Raw genomic sequence first — 23,771 nt, 5'->3', positions numbered from 1 at the left:
CCCCGGGCAGGCAGGCCGCCGCGCTGGTCGTGATTCGGACCACCCGGCAAGATCGACGCATGACCAACCTCGCTGACGAGTCCGTGACGACGCGGTCCGCCGAGCTCGACGTCGACCTCGCGGTGGTCGGCTTCGGCAAGGGCGGCAAGACCCTCGCGGCCACCATGGCCCGCCGCGGCAGCCGCGTCGCGATGATCGAGCAGTCCGACCGTATGTACGGCGGGACGTGCATCAACATCGGGTGCGTCCCCACCAAGGCTCTCGTGCACGACGCCGAGACCGGCTCGGACGGCCTGCCCGGGCCGGACCGCTACCGCCGCGCCGCGGAGCGCACCGACGCCCTGACCACGCTGCTGCGCGGCAAGAACTTCGCGATGCTCGACACGCTCGACACCGTCACGGTCGTCACCGGTACCGCGGCGTTCGCGGACCCGCACACCCTGACGGTGCGCGCCGGCGACGACACCCTGCGGGTCACCGCGCGGACGATCGTCGTCAACACCGGCGCCGATCCCGAGCTCCCGCCGGTCCCGGGCCTGCGCGAGAGCGAGCGCGTGGTCACCAGCACCGAGCTGCTCGCCCGCACCGAACGGCCCGACGAGCTCGTCGTCCTCGGCGGCGGGTACGTCGCCGTCGAGTTCGCCTCCATGCACGCCGCGTTCGGTGCGCGGGTCACCCTCCTCGCCCGTGGCCCGCGCCTTCTTCGTACCGAGGACGACGACGTCGTCGCCACCGCCACCGAGATCCTCACCGCCGCGGGGGTCACGATCCGGACCGGCACCACCGTCACCGGCATCGAGGACGCCGACGGCGGCGCGGTCGTGTCCTTCACCGACGCGGCGGGCGCACCCCGGACGGTCCGGGGCGACACGGTCCTCGCCGCGCTGGGGCGCCGTCCGCACACCGCCGATCTCGGTCTCGACGCCGCCGGTATCCGGACCGACGCTCGCGGCGCCGTCGTCGTCGACGAGCACCTGCGCACCACCCAGCCGCACGTCTACGCGGTGGGCGACGTCAACGGCGGGCCGCAGTACACCTACGTCTCGCTCGACGACTACCGGATCGTGCTCGACGACCTCACCGGCGACGGGCGGCGCACCACGACGGACCGCAGGGCCGTCGCCTCGGCGCTCTTCATGACCCCGCCCCTGGCGCGGGTCGGCCTCACCGAGGCCGAGGCCCGCGTGACCGGGCGACCGCTCCTGATCGCCCGGCGGCAGGTCGCCGACATGGCGACCGTGCCGCGGGCGCGGATCGTCCACGATCCGCGGGGCGTCATGAAGGCGGTCGTCGACGCCGAGACCGATCAGATCCTCGGCGTCACGATGCTCAGCCACGATGCCCACGAGACGATCAACACCGTCGCGCTCGCCATGCGCCACGGCGTGACGGCCGGCGAGCTGCGCGACGAGATCTACACCCACCCCTCCATGACCGAGGCCCTCAACGACCTGTTCGCCAACCTCCGGCCCGCCTAGGACGGCGTCCGGCCCGCCCCCCACGGTCTACGGGGCGCCGTCGGCGGGCACACCCGCCGGCACCAGCGTCAGAACCAGCGCGTCCGCCGCGTCCAGGGCCGCCGCTCCGCCGTCCGGTCCGCGGGGCGCCTGCGCCTCGGCGAGCAGGTTGCCCGGACCCTGGGCGACGACGTACGCCCGCTCGGCGGTGCACGGCGTGCCCAGCACCACCTTGGCGTCGCCGTCGCCCGTCAGCGTGGTCCGGTTCGCCGTGCCCGCCAGCCACGGCAGCGACGTGCAGGACGACGTCGCGCCCGCCGGCGGGTCCGTGTCGAAGACGGCGAGAGCGCCGGCGGGCCGGGGCAGGTACTGCACCGTCCCGAGCCCGGGGGCCTCGCCCAGCGCCGGCACGAGGGTCTCCGTGCCGGACGGGTCGGCCGTCGGGCCGACCACGGCGTCGACGACGACCCGGACGCGCACCGCGCCCGAGGTGAGCATGAGCCGGTCGGGCGTGTCGGTCACGATCGTCCACCCGCCGTCGGCCAGCTCGCCGCGGTCCAGCGAGGCGCGGCCGCCCAGCACGGCCCTCGCCCCGTTCGTCTCCTCGTCCTCCAGGGTCCGTGCGGTGGCCGGTGCGGCCAGCGCGAGCGTCGCGGCTCCGACCGCGGCGAGCATGCCCGCCAGCAGGCCGGCGCGGCGCGTGTCCCGAGGGTTCTGTCCAGACATGGGTCCACTCCTTCGTGATCGGACCCCTCCGGTCGGGGCCCTGGTACGAGTGACGCTAGGAGCGGGGACGAGGCGAATCATGACCGGAACCGACCATCTTCGCCGGGCTGCCGCAGATAGTCAGTTCTGACCATCGACCGGCAGGAGCGCCGGGCGTAACGTTGCTGTCGTGTCCGGTTGGTCGGCGCAGGAGCTGCGGCGCCGGGGCGAGGCGGCGCGGGGCTGGTTCGTCGGGCGCCGGGCCGAGCGCGGCCAGCTCCAGGAGGCCTGGGCGGCGGCCCGCGACGGGGAACGGCAGGTCAGGTTCGTGGGCGGCGAGCCGGGGGCCGGCAAGTCGCGCCTCCTGGCGCAGTTCGCGGACGACCTGCCGCACGACGACGTGACGGTGCTCGCCGGAGCCTGTCCGAGCACGCTCGCGTCGCCCTACGAGCCGTTCGTGGCCCCGGTCGCCGCGATGCGCGGCGCGATCGCAGACGGCCTGCTCCCGCTGGCGCGCCCGTCACCCGACGGGCAGGCGGTGGCGGACACGATCGCGTTCCTGGACACGGTCGCGGGCGAGCGTCCGGCAGGCCGCGCGTCCCGCCTCGACCTGCTCGACGCCGTCGTCACCTCGGTGCGCTCGGCAGCCGCCGTCGAGCCGCTGGTGCTGCTGCTCGACGACGTGCACTGGGCGGGCGAGACCGCCTGGGAGCTGCTCTCGTACCTCGTGGAGCAGACGGCGGACCTCCGGCTGCTCCTCGTGGCGACCCAGCGGGTGACCGCCACCGACCGGACCGACCGCCTCGTGCGCCACGTGGCCGGCCTCTACCGCCTCGACGGCGTGCGGCGCCTCGACCTGCCCCCGCTGGCCACGGACGACGTCGAGGAGTACCTCGTGCAGGAGGCGAAGGTACCGGCGGCCCTGGCCCGGACCGCCGCCCTGGACCTGCACGACCGCACCGGCGGCAACGCGTACTTCGTCCGCGAGCTCGTGCAGACCCTGGGGGCCGGCGGCCCGACCGGGTTCGTCAAGCCCGGCGGGCGGATGCCGCCGTCGGTGCAGGACGCGGTCGAGGCGCGGCTGGGCGCGCTGGAGCCCGGGACGCGCACGGCGGTCGAGCACGCGGCCGTGATCGGCGACGTCGTCGACGTGAACCTGCTGGTCGCCGCGGGCGACACCCGACCCGAGACGGTGCTCGGGCACCTCGACGCCGCGGTCGACGCGCACCTGCTCGAACCGGTCGACGACGCGGCGACGGCCGTCCGCTTCCGCCACGCCATCACGCGGGACGTCGTGCTCGGGGCCATGCCGTCGGCCCGCCGCACCGGCCTGCACCTGGAGGTCGCCCGCGCGCTCGAGGCGCGCGGCGGCCGCGGCGCCGCCCACGTGGCCAGCGTGGCCCACCACTTCGAGGCGGCCGCCGTGCTGGGGTACCGCGCGGAGGCCGTGCGCTACCTGCGCCTCGCCGCGGTCCTGGCGGCGGAGGGCCTGGCGCACGACGAGGCCGCCGACCTCTACGAGCGCGCTGCCGCGATCGACGACGACCGGGACCGGGCCGACGACGCCGCGCTGTGCGCCGCCCGCGAACGCATGCTGACCGGCGCGTTCGTGCGGTCGAGGGCGCTCGCGGAGCCGATCGCGGACGACGCGGCGTCGGTGCACCGGCTCCGGGCAGCCGTCCAGTACGAGGACGCCAACTGGCGGACCAATGTCGACGCGGGAAGGTCGGTCGAGCTGCTGCGGGCCGCGCTCGCCTCGTCCGGCGACCACGACGGCGAACTTGCGGTTCGAGCCCTGGCGGGCCTGGGCCGTGCGCTCGTCTTCGACGGCGCGGACGAGCAGGGCAGTGCCCTGGTCGAACGCTCGATCATCCGCGCCCGTGAGCTGGGAGACGGCGATCTGCTCGCGGACGTCACGGTCGCTTCGCTCGTTCTCGGTAGCGCGGTCACCGACGCCGAGGCCAAGCTCGCCCGGGCGGCCGACCTCGCCGAGCACTGTCTGCGGACCCATGACCTCTGGCGGCTCGGGCCGTCGGCCGCGTACCGCACGCTGCTGGGCTACCAGCGCGGCGATCTGGCCGTCTTCCGAGCCGCGCTGACCGACCTGCGCCTGGTCAACGAGGGAACCCGAGAGTTTCAGTTCGACTACTTCGCGGGATGCGTCGACTTCTCGCGGCACGTCGCCGCGGGACACCTCGCGCAGGCCGCCCAGGTGTCGGAGGAGGTCCTCGAGATCGGCGCCGCCCTGGAGCTCGAGTCGCGCGCCGGCCCCGACGGTCAGTACGGCGTCCAGCAGTTCGTGCTCCGCAGGGAGTCAGGCCGGTTCGAGGACGTCCGAGGCTTGCTCAGCGGCGACGAAGACTTCGACGGGCAGTGGGTGCCGGGCCTGCTCGCTCTCTACACCGAGCTCGGCATGCAGGACGCCGCGCGCCGCGCGCTGTGGTGGCTGATCGAGTCCCGGACGGCCGAGTCGTCACCCGGTACCCGGGCGGGCGTCCTCACGTTCCTGTCCGACGCCGCCGTCGCGCTCGGCGACGCGGACGCGGCCCGGCTGGTGCGTACCGCGCTCGTCCCGTACGCGGGCCTCAACATCATGTTCGGCTCGCTCGTCAGCGCGATGGGCAGTGCCGACCGCTACCTGGGCTCCCTCGACGCCCTGCTGGGCACGGGGGACTGGGAGGCGGAGTTCGCCCGTGCCGAGGCGATGGACCGCGGGATGGGGGCGCACCTGCACGTCGCCCACACCCTGGCCGCGCACGTGATGGCCCACGTCAGCACGGGCGCCGCCGGCTGCGACGTCGGGGCGCTCGCCGCAGAGGCGCGGCGGATCGCGACGTCGGTCGGGTCGCGGCGCGTGCTCCGGATGCTCGACGCCGCGCTCGGGGAGCCCGACGGCGTTCGGACACGCCGCGCGGACGGGCTGACCGACCGCGAGGTGGAGGTGCTGCGGCTCGTGGCGCAGGGGCTCAGCAACCGCGAGCTGGCGCGCGCGCTGTTCATCAGCGAGAACACGGCCGCCAACCACGTGCGCAGCATCCTGCTCAAGACGGGCTGCGAGAACCGCACCCGTGCCGCGCGGTACGCGGCGACCCAGGGCCTGCTCGACTGACACGGCGTGTGCTCGACCGGCCGGCCGTCAGACCACCGGTTCGAGCGCGCCGGAGGGCAGCACCCGGCTGGCGACCTCGACCACGCGGTCCGCCGGGATCCCCGCCGCCGCGGCGGCGCTGAGGATCAGTTCGGCGGAGGGCGCCTCGTAGAGGCAGTACGACTTGCGGTGGTCGAGCGAGAGGAACGAGTACAGCCAGCGCACCCCCTCGTTGGCGTTGATCTCGTTCAGCTTCTCGAAGGCGCCGAGATAGGGCTCGACGCGTTGCGCATAACTTCGCTCGATGATGTAGAGCGGCACGATGGACTCCCTTCGGTCCGGCCTCACGGGCAGCGCGGTACGGGCGCGCTCCACGTGGTGTTCGACCGGTTGGACACGTAGTAGTCGCTGACCCAGCGGTTGCCGTACAGCTTGTCCCACACCGACGTCGTCCCCACCCTGCTCCCCGACGCCTGGCACATCACGGGGGCCAGGGCGCCGCGGCGCAGCGGGCTGCCGGTGGTCGGGAACGACGCCCCCGGACCGGTGCGGGCGTTGAGCGAGTCGACGGTCACCTGCCCCGGGTAGAGGCACCGCGGCAGCGTCGACGAGAACCCGGTGTTCGACGGCGTCGAGACGTAGTAGTCGCTCGCCCACGCCCCGTTGGTCAGCCGGTCCCACACCGACGTCGTGCCGACCGTCTGCCCCGTGGCCTGGCACACCACGAACAGCGTGGCACCCGGCTGGTAGGTACGGACGGCGGGGTAGGACGTCGCCGGACCGCTGCGGACGTTCAGCGGATCCGTGCTCGTGACCCGGTAGGTGCGCGCCACCGTGGCGACAGGTGCCTTGACGGCGTCGGAGTCGATGTTCATCGTCACCCCACCCCAGGTCTCGTTGTGGTCGCCCTGGTACTGCTTGGCGCGCTGGTAGTAGGACCACTGCCAGTTCGGGGCCGTCGGCCAGTTGGTCAGCGACGGGTTGCCGTCCCAGCGGGCCATCCAGACGGCGTCCGGCCGGGCGTACGTGGTCCAGTTGTAGGCGTCGGAGAGGTCGCGGATCCCCGAGTCCTGGTGCGCGTACACGCCCGCCAGGTACCCCGAGGCGTGCACGGTCTTGGTCCAGGCCGAGACATAGCGGTGCACCGCCGTCCGGCAGCTCGCGTCGGTGCGGTCGTAGTGCTCGACGTCCGCGTACAGGCCGCTGCCCGGCCGCACGCCCAAGGACGCGGCCTGTGTGACGGCGTCCGCGCCGTCCGCGTTCCCCCGGGCGGTGGCGTTGTCGGCGGTGTAGCGGTTCGGCTTGTTCCCGAACATGCAGTACGGCTGGTAGCCGAAGTAGGTGGGCAGCAGCTTCCACCCGCCCACGACGGCGTCGCGCACCCACGTCCGGGTCAGGTTCGGCTGGGCGCAGCCGCGGTTGTTGCCGCCGAAGTAGATGTTCACGACCTTGTACGGCGACGTGCCCTGCCAGGCCGCCAGCTGCGTGAGCGAGGGCGCGGTGCAGGTGTCGAAGCCGAGGCCGTCCGCCCGGGTCATGGTCGACCCGGAGGTGTAGTACACCGGGGTCTCCGGCTCGGCGGCGGCCGGGAGGGCGAGCCCGCCGAGCAGGACGGCCAGTCCGCCGCCGCACGCCGCCAGGCTCCTGAGGATGGTGCGGGTGGCGGGCATGGCGAACCTCCGTGGACGGGCCCCCTCACCTACCTCGGAGTGTCCGTCGCCCGAGGTCGCGGCGGCAGGGTCTTTGGTCCCGATCCCGAGGGCCCGCCGGATAGGGTCCGGTCATGGCCCGTTCGAGCGAGGCAGGTTCCGGCGACGCCGCTCCGGGCGACGCTGCTCCGGGCGCCGGCGGCCCCCGGCGCTATCGCGACGTGCACGCCGCAACGGTCGACGCCCCGCCCGAGGTGGCCTGGCGCGCCGTCCTGGACCAGGTCGAGGTGCTCGGGAGGCCGGCCTGGTACGTGTCCCTGATCGGCTGCCGCGACCGGCGGCCCGCGGGGCCGCGCCCCCTCACGGCCGGTTCCGTGGTCCCAGGCTTCCGGGTCCGGGCTGCGGAGGCGCCCGGCCGGCTCGTGCTCGACGGCGTCCACCGGTTCTCGGTCTACACCCTCACCTTCCGCCTCGTGCCCGACGCTGCCGGCACCCGGGTCGAGGCGCACACCGACGCGACCTTCCCGGGCGTGCTCGGCGCGGTCTACCGCCTGCTGGTGATCGACTCCGGCGTCCACAAGATCGCGACGCGGAGCATCGTGACGCGAATTCGCCGCCGGGTTCCGGTGTCCTGACGGCGGGTCCGCCCGCCCGGGTTCACCTGGACGTGGGGCAGGGTTCACGAAAACGAATGTGTCGGCCCCTCGTCGTGCGCAAGGATGACGGACGTGGACCCGCGAGCTGACGCTGCTGCCCTGGTGGCCGACCGTTACCCCGAGGCGCGCTGGGCGCTGCTCGCCGGCAGCGTGCTCGACCCCGGTTCCCGGACCGCGGGCTCCGACCTGGACATCGTGGTGTGCCTGCCGGACGACGCCGTCGGACACCGCGACGCGCTGCGCTGGCGGGGCTGGCCGGTCGAGCTGTTCGTGAACACCGAGGCGGGGCACCGCTGGTTCATCGCCAAGGAGACGGCCCGGCGCCGGCCGACGCTCGCGCGGATGATCGCCACGGGGGTGCTCGTGGCGGGCCCGGCCGGGGCGGTCGACGGTCTGCAGGCCGAGTGCCGCGCCCTGCTGGACGCGGGCCCCGGCCCGGCGTCGGACACCGCGCTGGAGGACGCCCGGTACGGCGTCACGGACCTGCTGGACGACCTCGCGTACGCGCGGGACGGCGGCGAGGCGGACGTCGTGCGGTCCGTGCTGTGGGAGCGGGTCGGACACCTCGCCCTGGCCGCGGCCGGGCGGTGGGACGGCGGCGGCAAGTGGCTGCTGCGCGAGCTGCGTACCTGGGACCTGGGCTACGCCGCCCGGTGGGTCGCCGCCCGGCACGACGACCAGGCCATGGTCGACGTCGCCCGCGCCACCCTGGACGCGGCCGGCGGACCGCTCTTCGAGGGGTACCTGCGCCAGGCGCCCGTCGTCGACGAGCCGCAGGCGGCCCGGACCGTCCCGCCGGTGGTGGTGCGGCGCTCGGCCCGCGCGATCCTGCTCGACGACGCCGGCTGCCTCGTGCTGATCAAGCGGACCGTCCGGGGCCGCGCACCGTACTGGGTGACGCCCGGCGGCGGCGTCGAACCCGAGGACGCCTCGGTCGAGGACGGGCTGCGCCGGGAGCTGATGGAGGAGCTGGGCGCCACGGCCGACGTCGTCCGGCAGGTGTTCCTGACCTCCCGGCCCAAGGACGCGGGCGTCGCCGTGCACCACTACTTCCTCGCGCGCGTGACGTCCATGGACCTGACGCTGCGGTCCGGCCCGGAGTTCCAGGAGCCGATGCGCGGCACGTACGACGTCGAGCACGTGGACCTGCGCGACGAGAAGGCGCTCGCGGACGTCGACCTGGTGCCCACCGCGCTCAAGGCGTTCCTCCGGACCAACCGGCACGCGCTGCTCGCGGAGGCCGCGCGTCCCGCGGACCCGTCGTGATCGCGGACCCGTCGTGATCGAGGTACCCGCGACCTTCCTCGCGATGCCGCGGTGGTGGACCGCGACGGCCGCCGAGGAGCAGTGGCTGGCCGACCTGCCGCGCCTGGTGGACGCCCGGTGCCGGAGCTGGGACCTGACGGTCGACGGCCTGCCCCGGCACGGGTCGAACGCGCTGGTCGTCCCCGTGCGCCGCGCCGGGTCGCCCGCGGCGCTCCGTCTGACACCCCCGGGCGACGACACCGCCGCGCTGTCGACCGCGCTGGAGTTCTGGCGCGGCCACGGCGTGGTGGGGGAGCTCGAGGCGGACGCCGCGGCCGGGGTCCTCCTGCTGGACCGCCTCGACCCGGACCGCTCGCTCGTCCGCGAGCCCCTGGACGTCGCGCTCGCCGAGATCGGCCGGGTCGCGCGGCGCCTCGCGGTCCCCGCCGGCGACGACGTCGCGGTCGGCGTCCGCCACGTGGCGGACGACGTGGCCCGGCTGACCCCACGCCTGCGCCCCGCCTGGGAAAACCTGGGCCGGCCGTTCGACCCGGGTGTGCTGGACGTCGCGGCCGGCGCCGCGGCAGTGATCCTCGCCGGCGACCGGGACCCCGTGGCCGTGAACGCCGACCTGCACTTCGACCAGGTGTTGCGGGACCGGGACGGCCGGTGGTGCGTCGTCGACCCCGTGCTGCGGCGCGGCGACGCCGAACGGACGGCGGTGAACGTGCTCTGGCACCGGGTCGACGAGATGACCGACCAGGAGATCCCGGGCTGGTTCGACGTTCTGGTCGAGGCCGCGGACCTCGACGCCGGGCTGGCCCGGGCGTGGGCGCTGTGGCGGGTCATCGACTACTGGGTCTGGGGGCTGGACAACGGCCTCACCGAGGACCCGCCCCGGTGCGCCCGGCTCGTCGACGCCCTGGCCTGACCACGGCGCGAACCATGTCGGCGGCGTTCCGACCTGCGTTCGCGACCTGCTGACGCGTGGCCCAGGATGGTGCCGACAGGCACCGGCGGCGAGAGCCGGCGCCGCGAGCACCGGAGGACGTCGTGGGCTCCACCAAGTCGGGCGGCAGCACCAAGCACCGCGGGGGCGGCCTGAAGCGGCTCGTCACGCTCGTGACCATCGGCCTGGCGGTCGCGGCGGTGGTCAAGGAGCTGCGCCTGCCGGAGGAAGAACGCACCTGGAACGGCAAGGTCGCGGCCGTGGTGCCGTACGACTTCCGCTTCCCCACGCTGGAGCGCGCCAAGGAACGGCTGTGGGACCCGGAGGCGGAGCACGTCATCGGGCCGCGCGTCTTCGGCGTCGGCTGGGCGGTCAACGTGGGCCGGGTCGTCGCGCTGGTCCGCGAGAAGCTCGACGTCTGAGGCGCCCGGGCGGCGCTAGCGGGGCGGCGCCAGGCCCCGGACGAGGGCCGTGAGCCCCACGTCGAACTCGTGCTCGGGGCCGAGGCCGGCCACGGCCCGGACGACGTCCGCGAGGTGGTCGGCGCCCTCGACGCCGTCGGTGCCGTCCGCCAGGACCGCCTGCCCGCCGGGTGCGGACTGCTCCTCCAGGGTCGCCCCGATCGTGTAACGGGAGACGGCGATGAACGCCAGCACCGCATCCGGCCCGGTGAACCCCTGGGCCTCCAGGTGGGCGACCTGGGCGACCGAGTTGGCGAGGTTCGGCGCCCGCGGCCCGGTCGAGGCGATCAGCCGCGCGCCGTCGCGTACGCCGAGCATGGCGCGGCGCAGGCTGCGCGCGTTGCGCAGCAGGAACGCGTCCCAGGCCTCGTCGGGCTCGGGCAGGCGCTCGGTGTGCCGGCGGTCGAGCACCTCGGCCGCGACGGCGGCCAGCAGCTCCGCCTTGTTCCGGAAGTGGTGGTACAGCGCGGGCTGCTGCACCCCGAGCCGCCGCGCGACGCCATGGCTCGACAGCCCGTCCAGGCCGCGCTCGTCCAGCGTCTCGAGGGCTGCGGCGACGATCGTGGGCCGGTCCAGTCGCGGGCGGGTGCGTGGCATGGCCCGACTCTAGCCAGGTCGGTCCTTATCAGTGATAATCAAGTGCGATATTTATCAGTGATAAGGAGCGCCGCGACAGTGGCGCGCGACACGGGGGAGCGGCGATGACCGACGAGCGGACGGCGGCACGGGCCGGGGCGGGCACCGGCGTGGACACCGGCGTGGACGCCGGGGCCGGCACCGGGGAGGCTGTCGAGCACGCGGGCGGGCGCGCGGTGCGCCACCGGGGCGCGGCGTGGACGCTCGTGGTCCTCACCCCGTTGATCGCGGAGCTCGCGCTCGGTTCGACGCCGGTCCGGATGGCCTGGCTGGTGCTGCTCTGGATGCCGGTCTACGGCGCGGGCGTGCTGCTGATCCGCGAGCTGGTGGCCCGGCGTGGGCGGGGCTGGCCCAGCATCCTGCTGCTGGCGCTCGCCTACGAGCTCGTCGAGGACGGGATCGGGCTGCAGGCGCTGACCAGCCCCCACCTGTATGACGCCGCGTCGTGGGGCGCGCGGGTGCTCGGCGTCAACCTGCCGTACCTCGAGGCGAACGCGATCTACCACGCCGTGTTCACCGTCTGCATCCCGATCACGCTGACGAACCTGCTCTTCCCCGCGCACCGGGGCCGCCCGTACCTCGGCGTGCCCGGGACGGTCGTCGCCGCCGTCGTCGCGGTGCTTGGCGTCGGGTTGCTGCGCACCGTGTCGCTGTCGGAGGACGCCGGCTACCAGGCGCCGGTCCCGTTCGTGCTCGGGGTCGCCGTGCTGGTGGTCGTGCTCGGGATCGTCGCGCTGTACGTCGTGCCGCCGGCGCGGGGCCGGGCCGTCGCCGGCAACACGGCCGCCGCACCCGGCGACACGGCCGCCGCCCCCGGCGCCGCGGCCGCCGCCCCCGGCGCCGCGGCCGCCGCGCCGGACCGGACCCACGTCCGGGTGGCGGCCGACGGTGCGTCCGTCCCGTCCCGCGGCCTGCTCTTCGGGGCGTCCGGCCTGGCCACGCTGGTCTTCTTCGGCCTCTCCTTCCCCGTGCCCGGCGCACAGCAACCGGCGTTCACGCAGGGGTGGGTGGTGCTGGTCCCGATGGCGCTGACCGCCGTCGGCGCCGTCGCCTGCTACCGCTACCTGACCCGGACGGCGGCGTCCCCGGCCTGGACACCCCGGCACACGCTCGTGCTGATCGGCGGTGCGCTCGTGGCGCACTCGCTCGGCGGGCTCGTGATCATGGCGCACACCACCGTGGACCGGGTCGGCCTGGTCGTGATCATCGCGCTGACCGTCGCCGGGCTGCTGCTCGTCGACCGGCGGCTGAGGTGCTGACCTCCTGCCCTGCCGAAGAGGTCACTGTTGGGTCAAGGCATGAGAAGTTTGTGGCGTCCATCACATGTTGGGCGGTAATGTCACGGTCTCGACCGGATCGACTGCCACGGATCAACCTCTGCCAGATCAACGATGATCGGAGACGGACATGACCCCCGCCGCACCCCGGAGACGCCGGAAGGCCGCGCACCTCGCCGCGCTGGCCGGTCTCGGACTCGCCCTGGCCGCCTGCTCCTCGGGCGGCGGCGCCGACCCCGCCGCCTACCCCGAGGACGACATCGAGGTGATCGTGCCGTTCTCCGCCGGCGGCCCCACCGACACCGTGACCCGCATGGTCGCCGAGCCCATGGCCGACGAGCTGGGCGTGCAGCTCGTGGTGCAGAACGTCGACGGCGCAGGCGGCACCGTCGGGGCCGGGCAGGCCGCGACGGCCGAGCCGGACGGCTACACCGTGCTCATGCACCACATCGGCATGTCCACGGCGCCCGCGCTCTACCCCGACCTGGCCTACGACCCCGTCGCCGACTTCAAGCCCGTCGGCCTGGTCACCGAGGTGCCCATGACGATCATCGCGCGCGCCGACTTCGAGCCGGACACGTTCGAGGACTTCGTGACCTACGTCCAGGAGAACGCCGACGACGTGACGATGGCGCACGCCGGCGAGGGCTCCGCCTCCAACCTGTGCGGCCTCCTCCTGACCGATGCTCTCGGCGTCGACGTGACGGCCGTGCCCTACGACGGCACCGGGCCCGCCATGGCCGAGATCGTGGGCGGGCAGGTCGACTTCATGTGCGACCAGACCACGAACACGACCGGCCAGATCACCGCGGGCGAGGTCAAGGCCTACGCCGTGACGACCCCCGAGCGGATCGAGGCCCTGCCCGACCTGCCCACCACGACGGAGGGCGGCCAGGGCGACATCCAGGTCAGCGTGTGGCACGGCCTGTACGTCCCGGCCGAGACGCCCGACGAGGTCGTCGCGAAGCTCACCGACGCGCTCCAGGTCGCACTGGCCGACCAGGGCGTCGTCGACCAGATGGCCGACCTGGGCACCGCGCCCGTGAGCGCCGACCAGGCCACCCCCGAGGCGCACGCGGCACTCCTGGAGGAGCAGATCGCGACCTGGGGCGGGATCATCGCCGACGGCCAGGGAGGCTGAGATCGGCATCCTCCGGCCCCGGTCGACGGGCGACCTCGTCGCGGGCCTGGTCTTCCTCGGCCTCGGTGTGGCGTTCGCGGTCGGGGCGCTCGGTTACGAGCTCGGGGCCCTCCTCGAGATGGGCCCCGGGTACGTGCCGCTCGCCCTCGGCCTCGTGCTCGCCGCGCTCGGCCTCGCGACGGTCGTCAAGGCGTACGTCGCGCCCGACCCGGCGCCCGGCGAGGTGGCCGACGCCGTCCCGGACGACGCCGTCCCCGACGACGCCGTCCCGGACGGCGCCGTGCCCGACGACGCCGTACCCGACCCCCGCCCGCTCGCGGGCCTCCGGTGGCGGCCGACGCTGGCGGTGCTCGCCGCGGTGGTGTTCTTCGCGCTCACCGTCGACGGGCTCGGCCTGCTGCCCGCGACCTTCGGCACCGGCCTGCTCGCCGCGCTGGCCCGGCCCGGCACCAGGCCGTCGCGGGCCCTGGTCATCGCGGCCGGCCTGACGGTGGCGAGCTGGGTCATCTTCGTCGTCCTGCTGCAGCTGCGCCTCCCGCTGCTGGGCGACTGGCTCGGCGGCTAGGCCCCAGAGGGAACGAGGAGAGACGACATGGACCTGCTCGACAACCTCGCCCTCGGCTTCTCCGAGGCGCTCCAGTGGCACAACCTCCTGTTCTGCCTGCTCGGCGTCGCCCTCGGCACCGCCGTCGGCGTGCTGCCCGGCATCGGCCCCACGGCGACCATCGCGCTGCTGCTGCCGATCACGTTCGGGTTCGACGACCCGACGTCGGCCCTGATCATGCTCGCCGGCATCTACTACGGCGCCCAGTACGGCGGGTCGACGACGGCGATCCTGCTCAACCTGCCCGGTGAGTCGTCGGCTGCCGTCACCGCGATCGACGGCCACCAGATGGCGCGCTCCGGCCGGGCCGGGGTGGCGCTCGCGGTGGCGGCGCTCGGCTCCTTCGCGGCGGGGACGGTCGCGACCGTGGTGCTCGCCGTCGCCGCCCCGCCCCTGGCCCGGGCCGCGCTCGCGTTCGGGGCCGCCGAGTACTTCTCGCTCGTGGTGCTCGGCCTCGTGGCGTCGATCGCGCTGGCGAGCGGCTCCACGCTCAAGGCGCTCGCGATGATCGTGCTCGGCATCCTGCTCGGCACCGTGGGCCAGGACCTGTACACCGGCACGCCGCGGTTCACCTTCGGCGTGCGCGAGCTGTACCAGGGGCTGAGCTTCGTCGCGGTCGCCGTCGGCGTGTTCGGCATCGCGGAGATCCTCCGCAACCTGCACGACCCGCGCGCCCGGACCCGCATGGTCAGCCGCGTGGCGAACCTGTGGCCCAGCCGGGCCGAGCTGCGGCGGATCGTCGCCCCGGTGTTCCGCGCCACCGGGCTCGGGTCGCTGCTGGGCGTGCTCCCGGGCGGCGGGCACGTGCTCGCCTCGTACGCGTCGTACGCCGTGGAGAAGCGGATCTCGCGGACGCCGGGGGAGTTCGGGCACGGGGCGATCGAGGGCGTGGCCGGCCCCGAGTCGGCGAACAACGCCGCCGCTCAGACGTCGTTCATCCCGCTGCTCACGCTCGGCCTGCCCGCCCATCCCGTGATGGCGCTGATGGTGGGCGCGTTCATCATCCAGGGCATCACGCCCGGCCCCGACGTGATGACCGAGCAGCCGGCCCTCGTCTGGGGCCTGATCGCGTCCATGTGGATCGGCAACGTGCTGCTGGTGCTGCTCAACCTGCCGCTCATCGGGCTGTGGGTACGCATGCTGTCGGTGCCCTACTCGGTGCTGTTCCCCGTGATCGTGGTGTTCGCGTGCATCGGCACCTACTCGCTGAACCAGAACCCGTGGGACGTGCTCGCGATGGCGTTCTTCGGCGGGCTGGGCTTCGTGCTGGTGCGCTGCGGGTGCGAGCCCGCGCCGCTGCTCCTCGGGTTCGTGCTGGGGCCGATGCTGGAGGAGAACCTACGGCGGGCCCTGCTCATCTCCCGGGGCGACCCCACGGTGTTCCTCACGCGCCCCATCTCGGCCGTGCTGCTCACCCTGGCGGTGCTGGCGCTGGTGGTCGCGGTCCTCCCGGCGATCCGCCGCAAGCGGGACGTGGTCTTCGCGGAGGACGACTGACCAGGTCTTCAGAGGGTGAGGAGGCCGCGCGTGAGGGCCGTGACTGCGCCCGCCACCGCTACCGTGACCGCGGTGCGGGAGGCGACCCGGGTGGACAGCCGCCGGGCCAGCACATTGCCGAACGCCACCCCGCCGAGCACGGCCGCGAGCAGCACCGGCCAGACCCACCAGGAGGGGAGCGATCCTGCCGGGATCGCGCCGAAGCCGAGCTTGGTGACCACCGACATGACGTTCATGACCACGAGCAGCGGCTGCATCGTCGCGGCGAACGACCGGTGCTCCCAGCGGGTGGCCAGCGCGTACGCCGTCCAGGCGGGCGCGGCCACGCCCGAGGTCGTGTTCATGAAGCCGGCCGCCAGCCCGGTGACGACGGCGACCGGGCGGCCCTGGATCCGGACCCGGCGGCGCAGCAGGGCCGAGGCGCCCAGCGCGGCCAGCACCGAACCGCCCACGATCACGTCGAGCCACGCCGTGTCGGCCTCCCGGACCGTCAGCGCGCCCAGCACCGAGCCCACGAGCATGAGCGGCAGGATCGTGACCACCCGCCGCCAGTCCACGCCGTCGCGCAGCGCCCGCAGGATGAGCAGCGCCGTGACGATCGCGGTCACGTTGCTGACCAGCACGCCCACCGACGCGCCGAGGAACACCGTGAGCACGGGTGCGGCCACCATGCCGACACCCATCCCGGCGACCCGCTGCAGCCCGGCCCCGAGGACGACGGCCACGCACGCTGCGATCAGGGCCGTCGTCTCCACCCGGACACGCTAACCCCGATCCGCTACCGCGCTGGGCCGTGAACGCCCTGATCAGCGGCCGTTCAGTGTTGCGTCTCCCACACCGTGACGGCCAGGTCGGTCCGTTCCGACCGTTCGGCGTCGACGATCTCGATGCGGGCGAGGCGCCCGCCGTCCGTCCAGGCGCAGACGTACCGGCCGACGACCGCCGCGACGTCGCCGACGTCGTCGCGCAGGTGCGTCTGCGCCTCGCAGTCGGCCAGCGACGGCTCCTCGTCCACGACGGTGAGGTCGGTGCCGATGAAGTTGTTGAAGATGTCGACGCAGACGTCGCCCTCGTCGCCGACGTCCCAGTTGGGCGCGTCGGCCTCGAGCGAGTCGAGGTCGAGGCAGCCCGACTCGGCCAGGGAGATCGGTTCGGTCGTCGCACGCCGGACGACGGCGCCGTCCTCCTCGCCGCCGTCCGCGCCCTCGTCCGTCCCGGCCGGGGTTGTGCCCGCCTGCCCGCGCAGCTCCTCGACCTGTGCCCGGTAGTCCTCGTTGGCGGACCTGAGCTCGGCGTTCTCCGCCTCCAGCCGGTCCACGGCGGACTGCAGCTCCGCGCTGCCGGGGCCGTCGCCCACCACGCGGACCTCCACGGTCCCGGCGTCGACCGCGAGCACGGTCCCGATGACCGCCGTGATGATGGTGGCGACCGCCGTGATGACGGCGATCCAGAGCTCCTGGGGGACGCGGCGTGCGGCGCGCGCGCCCTCGGGCGCTGCGGGCGGTGCCGAAGGATCGGGTGCGGCGTGCGACGACGACATCGTCAGCGACCTCTCTGAGCACAAGTCTGAGCACCCGTTCGAGTGCAAGGAACAAATGGTGCATTCAGCCTATGGGGTGACACCCACGGCGCCGCACCGGCGCGCAGGTCAGGTCAGCGGGCCCGGGGCCACACGACGGTGAACCGGGCGCCGCCGTCGGGCGACTCGCCGACGGCGGCCCGGCCGCCCCGGCGGCGGACGAGCTCGGCGACCAGCGCGAGGCCCAGCCCGGCGCCGCCGGAGGTGCGCGCGCGGTCGTCGGACACGCGGTAGAAGCGGTCGAACACCTTGTCCCGGTGCTCGGGCCGCACCCCGGGGCCGTCGTCGTCGACGAGCACGCGCACGGTGGACCGGCCCGCGAGCACCGAGACCACGACCCGCGTGCCGGCGTACCGGCAGGCGTTGCGCAGCAGGTTGTCCAGCACGAGCCCCGTCTCGGTGCGCGCGGCGGCCGCCCAGACCTGGTCGGCGGCGGCGTTGACGACGATCGGCACCGGCTGCTCCCCGGCGCGTGCCACCGCCGCGTGCACCTCGCCCACCAGGTCCACGTCGTCCGACGGGGGCAGCTCGCCCGCGTCCGAGCGGGCCAGCGCCAGCAGCCCGTCGAGCAGGGCCGACAGCCGTTCGGCGTCCGCCAGCACGTCGGCGTGCACCTCCTGGGAGAGCGCCGGGTCGGGGTCGGCCACCGCGACCTCCGACTGGAGGCGGATGGACGCCACGGGCGAGCGCAGCTCGTGCGCGGCGTCGCCCGTGAACCGGCGCAGCCGCTCCGTGGTGGCCTCCTGCCGGTCCAGCAGCTCGTTGAAGTCGTCGGCGAGGGCGCGCAGCTCGCCGGCCGTGCCGTCGGGCACCTCCACCCGGGCGCCGGGCGCGAGCCGGCGCACGGACTGGCGCATCCGCGCGACCGGGACGAGCGCGGACCCGACGGCGAACCAGATCGCGACGCCGGCCACCACCGTCCCGACGAGGGCCGTGACCAGCAGCCAGCGGCCGCCCGACGCCTCGGCGGCGCGCTGCCCCACGAGCCCCGTGCCGACCACGACGAGCCGCTGGCTGCCGTCGGGCGCCGTGACCACGGTGCCCAGCCGGCGCACCTGCTGCCGGTCGCCCGCGGTGACCGGGGTCCCGGCCTTGAGCGCGCGCACCTGGTCGCGCGTGAGGGCAGGCGGCGGGGCGTCGTCGACGGCGCCGCCCGCGGTGTCCAGCACGCGCACCTCCAGGCCGTCGGCCGGGGCGGGCTCCGCGCCCGTGACGACGTCGCGGGCGGCCCCGCTCAGCGCCGTGCGGAGCTCGTCGTCCACGGCCCCGGTCAGGAGCGGCCCCAGGCCCCGGCCCGCGACCAGCGCCAGGCCCAGCAGGCAGACCAGCGTGACCGCCGTCGCGAGGATGGTGACCCGCAGGCGCAGCGACGCGCCCGCCCAGGGCCCGCGGGCCCGGCGCCCGCCCGGTGCCGCCCGCACTAGGGCGCGCCTCCGAGCCGGTACCCCTGCCCCCGGACGGTCCGGACCAGGTCGGCGGCGCCGGCGTCCGCCAGCTTGCGGCGCAGGTAGCCCACGTACACCTCGACGACGTTCCGGGTCGCGGCCTGCTCGTCGCCCCAGACCTCGGTCAGCAGCTCCTGCTTGGTCCACACCGTCCCGGCGCGCGAGGCCAGCGCCACGAGCAGCGCGTACTCGCGCGGGCTCAGGGGCACGTCGACGTCGTCGTAGCGGACGGCGCGGGCCCCGCGGTCGACGGTCAGCGGCCCGAGCCGGATCGGCTCCCGCGTCGTGCTCGGGGCCGCCCGGCGCAGGACGGCGCGGAGCTGGGCGAGCAGCACCACGAACGAGAACGGCTTGACCACGTAGCCGTCGGCGCCGAGGTCCAGCCCGTCGGCCTGGTCCACCTCGCCGTCCTTCGCGGAGACGAGCAGCACGGGTGTGGTGACGCCGGCGGACCGCAGCTCCTGCAGCACGCGGTACCCGGACAGGCCCGGGATCATGATGTCCAGCAGCACCGCGTCGAACGACCCGGTCCGCGCCAGGCGCAGCGCCGTCGGGCCGTCGGCCGCGACCGTGACGTCCATGCCCTCGGCGCGCAGGCCGCGGTCCAGCGCCTTGCGCACGCCCGGCTCGTCGTCGACCACGAGAATCTGCGGCCTCATGCCTGCCAGCATGCCGCACGCGGTGGCCGACGCGTAGGCCGACGCGTAGGCCGGCGTGCGGGCCGGGCGTTCTCAGCGAGGTCTCAGCCGCCCCGGGGGATGGTGGAAGGAGCAGACTGGTACCGGACGCGAAGGAGCGGGACATGAGGCCGAGGACGAAGGCGCTGGTCGCCGCCGGGTCGGGGATCGCGGTCGGGCTGGGCGGGCTCGCGCTCACCGCGCTGCCCGCGGGCGCGGACGACGATCCGGTGCTCCCCACGATCGACGCCGAGCAGCTCGTGACGTCCGCGCTGGAGGCCACGCCGCCCGCGTTCGACGGCGTGGCCGAGGTGCGCAACGAGCTCGGGCTGCCCGCCGTGCCCGGGGCGGACGCCCTCGACTTCGAGTCGGTGCGGGTGTTCCACGACGGCGCGGAGTCCGCCCGGGTCCAGGTCGAGCGGCCGACGTCGGAGCTGACGTTCGTCAAGAACGCCGACGAGGCGTGGGCCTACGACTCGCAGGAGAACAGCGCGCGGCACCTCACCTGGGACGACGCGGACCTCGCGGCGGCTCGTGAGCACGCCGAGCAGCAGGCCGGGAAGGTCTCCGGGAAGCAGGGCCACGCCGAGGCACGGATGGCGGACCCGGCGCAGGCGGCGACCGAGCTCATCGAGCACCTGCGCCCGACCAGCGACATCGTCGTGGACGGCACGGCGCGGGTCGCCGACCGCGCCGCCTACGAGCTCGTGCTCACACCCAAGCCGTCGGAGAAGACGCTGCTGCGCGAGGTCACGGTGGCGATCGACGAGCAGACGCGCGTGCCGCTGCGGTTCGACGTGTACGCGAACGGCAGGTCCGAGCCGGTCCTGTCGCTCGGCTTCACCGAGTTCGAGGTGGGCGCGCAGGACGCCGGCCTGTTCGAGTTCACGCCGCCGTCGGGCGCCGACGTCGAGACCACGGACGCGGGCGACGTCGCGCAGGCCCAGGGCGAGCACGCGGGCCAGGCCGGCCGGGCGGGCGGCCCGGGGGAGAGCCTGACGACGGTCGGCGACGGCTGGGACGCGGTGGTGGTGGGCACGGTGCCCGCCGACGCGGGCTCGGCGGGAGGCGAGCAGGACGTCGCCGGGCTCCTGGCCCAGATCGGCCAGCCGGTGTCCGGGGAGTTCGGCTCCGGCTCCTACGTCCGGATCACCGTCGGCGGCGCGATCGTCACCGACGACGGCCGGTTCGCGGCCGGTGCGGTGCCCCGGCAGGTGCTCGTCGACGCCCTGGACCAGCAGTGACCGGACCGGCGCCCGAACCGGCCGTCGCGGGGCAGGCCGCACCGGCGGCCCGGACGCGGGGCCTGCGCAAGGTCTACCGCGGCACGGTCGCGGTGGACGGCGTGGACCTGGAGGTACCGCAGGGCGCCGTGGTCGGGATGCTGGGGCCCAACGGCTCCGGCAAGACGACGACCATCCGCATGCTGCTCGGTCTCGTCCAGCCGACCGAGGGCGAGATCGAGCTGCTGGGCGTCCCCGTCCCGGGGGCCGTGGACCGCGTGCTCCCGCACGTCGGGGCGCTGGTCGAGGGGCCGGGGTTCCACCCGTTCCTGTCCGGCCGGGAGAACCTGCTGCGGTTCGCCGCCGCCGAACCCCTGCTGTCCGGACGTGAGCTCGACGGCGCCGTCTCGGCGGCGCTGGAGCGGGTGGGGCTGGCGGGTGCCGCCCGCAAGAAGTACCGCGCGTACTCGCTGGGCATGAAGCAGCGGCTGGGGCTCGCCTCCGCGCTGCTGGTCCCGCGCCGGCTCGTGGTGCTGGACGAGCCCACGAACGGTCTCGACCCGGCCGGTACGCAGGAGGTGCGCCGGATCATCGCGGAGCTGCACGCGCAGGGGGTCACGGTGCTCGTCTCGTCGCACCTCCTGGGGGAGGTCGAGGCCACGTGCACCCACGTCGTCGTGCTGAACGCGGGCGTCGTCGTGGCGCAGGGCCCGCTGGACGACCTGCTGGAGTCCGGCAACCCCACGCTCCTCGTGACCACCGCCGACGGCGCCGCCGCGGCGGCCGCCCTGCGCGACCGCCGGGTCACCGCGTGGCTCGCGCCCACCGGCGTGCGCGTCGACCTCACGAGCACGACGCCGGCGACCGTGATCGAGACGCTGGTCCGGGCGGGGGTCCGGGTCGACGAGGCCCGGCGGGAGCGCACCGGGCTGGAGGACGTCTTCGCGCGGCTCACGCACGACCTCGGGGAGGCGACGGGCGACGGCGCCGTCGGCGAGCCCGCCGAGGCCGCCGCCCGGCCGACGCCGGACCGGGAGCCGGTCCGATGACCGCCCAGGCCTCGGTCACCACCCCGGCGCCGACCCCCGACCCGGCGCCGGACCGCCTGCGCGCCCCGGTGGGCCGCCTGCTGCGGGCCGAGCTGCGGTGGATCTTCCGGCGTCCGCGGACGCTGGTGGTGCTGGGCCTGCTCACCGTGCTCCCCGTGATCACCGGCATCGCCGTGGACCTGACGGCGGACGGCGCGGCCGCCCCCGCCACGGGCGGACCCGGTCCGGACGGGCCCGGCGGGGAGCCGCCGATCTTCGTGACCATGGCCACCAGCGCGTTCGTGCTGCCGCTGGGCTCGCTGATGACGCTGCTGATGCTCCTGCTGCCGCTCACGGTCGCGATGGCGGCCGGGGACGCGCTGGCCGGTGAGCAGTCCCACGGGGCGCTGCGCGGCTGGCTGCTCGCGCCCGTGGCCCGCGGCCGGCTGCTCCTGGTCAAGGCCGTGGGTGTGCTGGCGGTCGCCCTGGTCGCGGCCACGCTCGTCGTCGCGTCCGGCTTCGTCACCGGGCTGGTCCTGGCCGGGACGGACAACCTGGCGTCGATGTCCGGGACCGAGCTGTCCGTCCCGGAGGTGCTGGGGCGGCTGGCCGTCGCGATCGCCTGGGCGACGCTCTACCTGATGGCGGTGGGTGCGGTGGCGCTGGCGATCTCGGCGTCCACCGAGCACCCCATGCTGGTGGTCGTCAGCGTGCTCGGCGGGCTCATCGTGTCCGGGGTGCTGCTGCAGATCTCGGCCCTGGACTGGCTGCACCCGTACCTGCTGCCGCAGTCGCTGGGCAGCCTGGTCGACCTGATCCGGGACCCCGTGGCCACCGGCGACCTGGGCGAGGGCGCGTTCCGGGCGCTGTGCTACCTCGTGATCGGCATGTCCCTGGCGTACGCCCGCCTCACGACGCGCGACGGCTGAGCAGGATAGGGACGGCCGCGCGCAGCGCCGGCCCCGGACGCACGAACGCCGTCGCGCACCCCCGTGCGGAGGGTGCGCGACGGCGTCGGCGCTCGGAGCGCGGGCCGGCGCGGCGGTCAGTCGCCGACGTTGTCCGCGTAGTCCACGTCGCGCGTCTCGCGCGTCAGGAGCAGCGCGACCAGCGTGATCACGGCCATCGCCGAGAGGTAGACGCCCACGAGCACGGGGGAGCCGTCGGCCTCGGCCCACAGCCACACGGCGATGAACGGGGCCACGGCCGCGCCCAGCACCGAGGACAGGTTGTACGCGATGCCGGAGCCCGTGTACCGCACGTTGGCCGGGAACAGCTCGGGCAGCACGGCGGCCATCGGGCCGAACGTGAGGCCCATGAGCGTGAAGCCGAGGATCAGCAGGGTCTGCACGCCCAGGTCGCCCCCGGCGAACAGCGGCACGAACAGGGCGCCGAACACGATGATCGCCACCGTGACCCAGATGAGGTGCTTGCGGCGGCCGAACTTCTCCGCCATCGGCCCGGACACGAGCGTGAAGACGCCGAAGAACACGACGCCCACGATCAGCATCCAGAGGAAGTCGATCTTCTCGTAGCCGAGGCCGGCGGGAGAGCCGTCGGTGGGTGCGGTCGGCGCGACGCCGTAGTTCAGCGTGAACGTCGTCATGAGGTAGAACAGCGCGTAGGTGGCCAGCATGATGAACGTGCCGGACACGATCTTGCGCCACGACGTGCGGAAGACGCGGGCCACCGGCACCTTGCTGACGGCCTCGGCCTCGAGCACCTTGCGGAACGCGGGCGTCTCCAGCAGCGAGAGCCGCACCCACAGGCCCACGATCACGAGGATCGCCGACGCGAGGAACGGGATGCGCCAGCCCCAGGCCGCGAACTGCTCCGGCGTGAGCGACGTGGACAGGGCGATGAACACCGTGTTGGCGAGGATGAAGCCGATCGGCGCGCCGAGCTGCGGGAACGTGCCGTAGATGGCGCGCTTGCCCTCGGGCGCGTTCTCGGTGGCGAGGAGGGCCGCGCCGCTCCACTCGCCGCCGAGCCCGAGGCCCTGGCAGAACCGGCACAGCACGAGCACCGCCGGCGCGGCCACGGCCCAGCCCGGCGTCGCCGCCGCCGGGATGAGGCCGATCAGCACCGTCGCGACACCCATCGTGAGCAGCGACGCGACCAGCGTCGCCTTGCGGCCGATCCGGTCACCGAAGTGCCCGAACAGGACCGAGCCGACCGGTCGCGCCACGAAGGCGACGCCGAAGACGGCGAAGGACGACAGGAGCTGCGTCGTGGGGTCCTCGGCGTTCGGGAAGAACAGCGTCGGGAAGACCAACGAGGCGGCCGTCGCGTAGATGTAGAAGTCGTAGAACTCGATGGACGTACCGATGAGGGAGGCGACGACGACGCGGCCGCGGGGATTGCCGGCCGGCGCTGTGCTCTGCCCGCCGCCGGGGGTCCCGGCGGTCGGCGCTGCGGAGGTGCTCATGCCCGCGAGGTTAGGCCTGGTGTCCG

Annotated in this window: 22 protein-coding genes; 13 read left to right on the top strand and 9 right to left on the bottom strand. The window is 74.5% G+C overall.

Features of this window, described 5'->3' with window-relative positions; translation table 11 throughout:
- The first annotated feature begins 59 nt into the window (after positions 1-59).
- The gene (locus ACZ7LE_RS17200) at positions 60-1,478 is read left to right on the top strand and encodes an FAD-dependent oxidoreductase (protein ID WP_470404450.1); all 1,419 of its coding nucleotides are present in this window, start codon (positions 60-62) and stop codon (positions 1,476-1,478) included.
- A gap of 27 nt (positions 1,479-1,505) precedes the next feature.
- Here ACZ7LE_RS17200 and ACZ7LE_RS17195 read toward each other — a convergent pair whose 3' ends face one another.
- Positions 1,506-2,183: a hypothetical protein gene (locus ACZ7LE_RS17195; protein ID WP_470404449.1), complete on the bottom strand. Its 678-nt coding sequence runs from the start codon at positions 2,181-2,183 to the stop codon at positions 1,506-1,508.
- A gap of 169 nt (positions 2,184-2,352) precedes the next feature.
- Here ACZ7LE_RS17195 and ACZ7LE_RS17190 point away from each other — a divergent pair, with 169 nt between their 5' ends.
- On the top strand, positions 2,353-5,271 hold the full coding sequence (locus ACZ7LE_RS17190) for a helix-turn-helix transcriptional regulator (RefSeq protein ID WP_470404448.1): 2,919 nt from the start codon (positions 2,353-2,355) through the stop codon (positions 5,269-5,271).
- A gap of 27 nt (positions 5,272-5,298) precedes the next feature.
- Here the strand turns inward: ACZ7LE_RS17190 and ACZ7LE_RS17185 are convergent, their stop codons facing one another.
- A complete protein-coding gene (locus ACZ7LE_RS17185) occupies positions 5,299-5,571 on the bottom strand; it encodes a nickel-binding protein (RefSeq protein WP_470404447.1) in 273 nt (90 codons plus the stop codon).
- Between the two features lie 23 nt (positions 5,572-5,594).
- On the bottom strand, positions 5,595-6,920 hold the full coding sequence (locus ACZ7LE_RS17180) for a glycoside hydrolase domain-containing protein (protein ID WP_470404446.1): 1,326 nt from the start codon (positions 6,918-6,920) through the stop codon (positions 5,595-5,597).
- 113 nt (positions 6,921-7,033) lie between these two features.
- On the opposite strand from ACZ7LE_RS17180, the gene ACZ7LE_RS17175 reads away from it, so the two are divergent.
- The 4 genes from ACZ7LE_RS17175 to ACZ7LE_RS17160 all read left to right on the top strand — a co-directional run bounded on the left by ACZ7LE_RS17175 (position 7,034) and on the right by ACZ7LE_RS17160 (position 10,171).
- Positions 7,034-7,534, top strand: coding sequence for an SRPBCC family protein (locus tag ACZ7LE_RS17175; RefSeq protein ID WP_470404445.1), 501 nt, complete (start codon positions 7,034-7,036; stop codon positions 7,532-7,534).
- A 93-nt stretch (positions 7,535-7,627) separates the two neighbouring features.
- Positions 7,628-8,821, top strand: a complete 1,194-nt coding sequence (locus ACZ7LE_RS17170) for an NUDIX domain-containing protein (protein ID WP_470404444.1) — start codon at positions 7,628-7,630, stop codon at positions 8,819-8,821.
- A 13-nt stretch (positions 8,822-8,834) separates the two neighbouring features.
- On the top strand, positions 8,835-9,731 hold the full coding sequence (locus tag ACZ7LE_RS17165) for an aminoglycoside phosphotransferase family protein (protein ID WP_470404443.1): 897 nt from the start codon (positions 8,835-8,837) through the stop codon (positions 9,729-9,731).
- 122 nt (positions 9,732-9,853) lie between these two features.
- A complete protein-coding gene (locus ACZ7LE_RS17160; protein ID WP_470404442.1) occupies positions 9,854-10,171 on the top strand; it encodes a DUF5808 domain-containing protein in 318 nt (105 codons plus the stop codon).
- Positions 10,172-10,186: 15 nt separating this feature from the next.
- Here ACZ7LE_RS17160 and ACZ7LE_RS17155 read toward each other — a convergent pair whose 3' ends face one another.
- Positions 10,187-10,807, bottom strand: coding sequence for a TetR/AcrR family transcriptional regulator C-terminal domain-containing protein (locus ACZ7LE_RS17155; protein WP_470404441.1), 621 nt, complete (start codon positions 10,805-10,807; stop codon positions 10,187-10,189).
- A 104-nt stretch (positions 10,808-10,911) separates the two neighbouring features.
- Here ACZ7LE_RS17155 and ACZ7LE_RS17150 point away from each other — a divergent pair, with 104 nt between their 5' ends.
- The 4 genes from ACZ7LE_RS17150 (at position 10,912) to ACZ7LE_RS17135 (ending at position 15,365) form a co-directional block, all read left to right on the top strand.
- Positions 10,912-12,105, top strand: coding sequence for a hypothetical protein (locus ACZ7LE_RS17150; RefSeq protein WP_470404440.1), 1,194 nt, complete (start codon positions 10,912-10,914; stop codon positions 12,103-12,105).
- Between the two features lie 148 nt (positions 12,106-12,253).
- Positions 12,254-13,264: a tripartite tricarboxylate transporter substrate-binding protein gene (locus ACZ7LE_RS17145; protein WP_470404439.1), complete on the top strand. Its 1,011-nt coding sequence runs from the start codon at positions 12,254-12,256 to the stop codon at positions 13,262-13,264.
- 1 nt (position 13,265) lies between these two features.
- A complete protein-coding gene (locus tag ACZ7LE_RS17140; protein WP_470404564.1) occupies positions 13,266-13,829 on the top strand; it encodes a tripartite tricarboxylate transporter TctB family protein in 564 nt (187 codons plus the stop codon).
- A gap of 27 nt (positions 13,830-13,856) precedes the next feature.
- Positions 13,857-15,365 carry a tripartite tricarboxylate transporter permease gene (locus ACZ7LE_RS17135; protein WP_470404438.1) on the top strand — a complete coding sequence of 503 codons (1,509 nt, stop codon included), beginning with the start codon at positions 13,857-13,859 and terminating at the stop codon, positions 15,363-15,365.
- Positions 15,366-15,373: 8 nt separating this feature from the next.
- Here the strand turns inward: ACZ7LE_RS17135 and ACZ7LE_RS17130 are convergent, their stop codons facing one another.
- The 4 genes from ACZ7LE_RS17130 to ACZ7LE_RS17115 form a co-directional block, all read right to left on the bottom strand.
- A complete protein-coding gene (locus tag ACZ7LE_RS17130) occupies positions 15,374-16,120 on the bottom strand; it encodes a TSUP family transporter (protein WP_470404437.1) in 747 nt (248 codons plus the stop codon).
- Positions 16,121-16,182: 62 nt separating this feature from the next.
- Entirely contained in the window at positions 16,183-16,905 is a 723-nt protein-coding gene (locus tag ACZ7LE_RS17125; protein ID WP_470404436.1) for a hypothetical protein, read from the bottom strand.
- Positions 16,906-17,018: 113 nt separating this feature from the next.
- Complete coding sequence (locus ACZ7LE_RS17120) at positions 17,019-18,365, bottom strand: sensor histidine kinase (RefSeq protein WP_470404435.1); 1,347 nt, start codon at positions 18,363-18,365, stop codon at positions 17,019-17,021.
- Positions 18,365-19,048: a response regulator transcription factor gene (locus ACZ7LE_RS17115; RefSeq protein ID WP_470404434.1), complete on the bottom strand. Its 684-nt coding sequence runs from the start codon at positions 19,046-19,048 to the stop codon at positions 18,365-18,367. Before ACZ7LE_RS17115 ends, ACZ7LE_RS17120 begins: the two co-directional genes overlap by 1 nt.
- Positions 19,049-19,191: 143 nt before the next feature.
- Here ACZ7LE_RS17115 and ACZ7LE_RS17110 point away from each other — a divergent pair, with 143 nt between their 5' ends.
- The 3 genes from ACZ7LE_RS17110 to ACZ7LE_RS17100 are packed head-to-tail and all read left to right on the top strand — an operon-like array spanning position 19,192 to position 22,246.
- Entirely contained in the window at positions 19,192-20,310 is a 1,119-nt protein-coding gene (locus ACZ7LE_RS17110) for a LolA family protein (RefSeq protein WP_470404433.1), read from the top strand.
- Complete coding sequence (locus tag ACZ7LE_RS17105; protein ID WP_470404432.1) at positions 20,307-21,338, top strand: ABC transporter ATP-binding protein; 1,032 nt, start codon at positions 20,307-20,309, stop codon at positions 21,336-21,338. The genes ACZ7LE_RS17110 and ACZ7LE_RS17105 overlap by 4 nt, the downstream gene beginning before the upstream one ends.
- Positions 21,335-22,246, top strand: a complete 912-nt coding sequence (locus ACZ7LE_RS17100; RefSeq protein ID WP_470404431.1) for a hypothetical protein — start codon at positions 21,335-21,337, stop codon at positions 22,244-22,246. Before ACZ7LE_RS17105 ends, ACZ7LE_RS17100 begins: the two co-directional genes overlap by 4 nt.
- Positions 22,247-22,362: 116 nt before the next feature.
- Here the strand turns inward: ACZ7LE_RS17100 and ACZ7LE_RS17095 are convergent, their stop codons facing one another.
- Entirely contained in the window at positions 22,363-23,745 is a 1,383-nt protein-coding gene (locus ACZ7LE_RS17095; protein ID WP_470404430.1) for an MFS transporter, read from the bottom strand.
- Between the last annotated feature and the right edge of the window lie 26 nt (positions 23,746-23,771).

Source organism: Promicromonospora sp. NPDC110617, from assembly GCF_055598465.1.
This window is presented reverse-complemented; position numbering and strand designations above follow the sequence as displayed.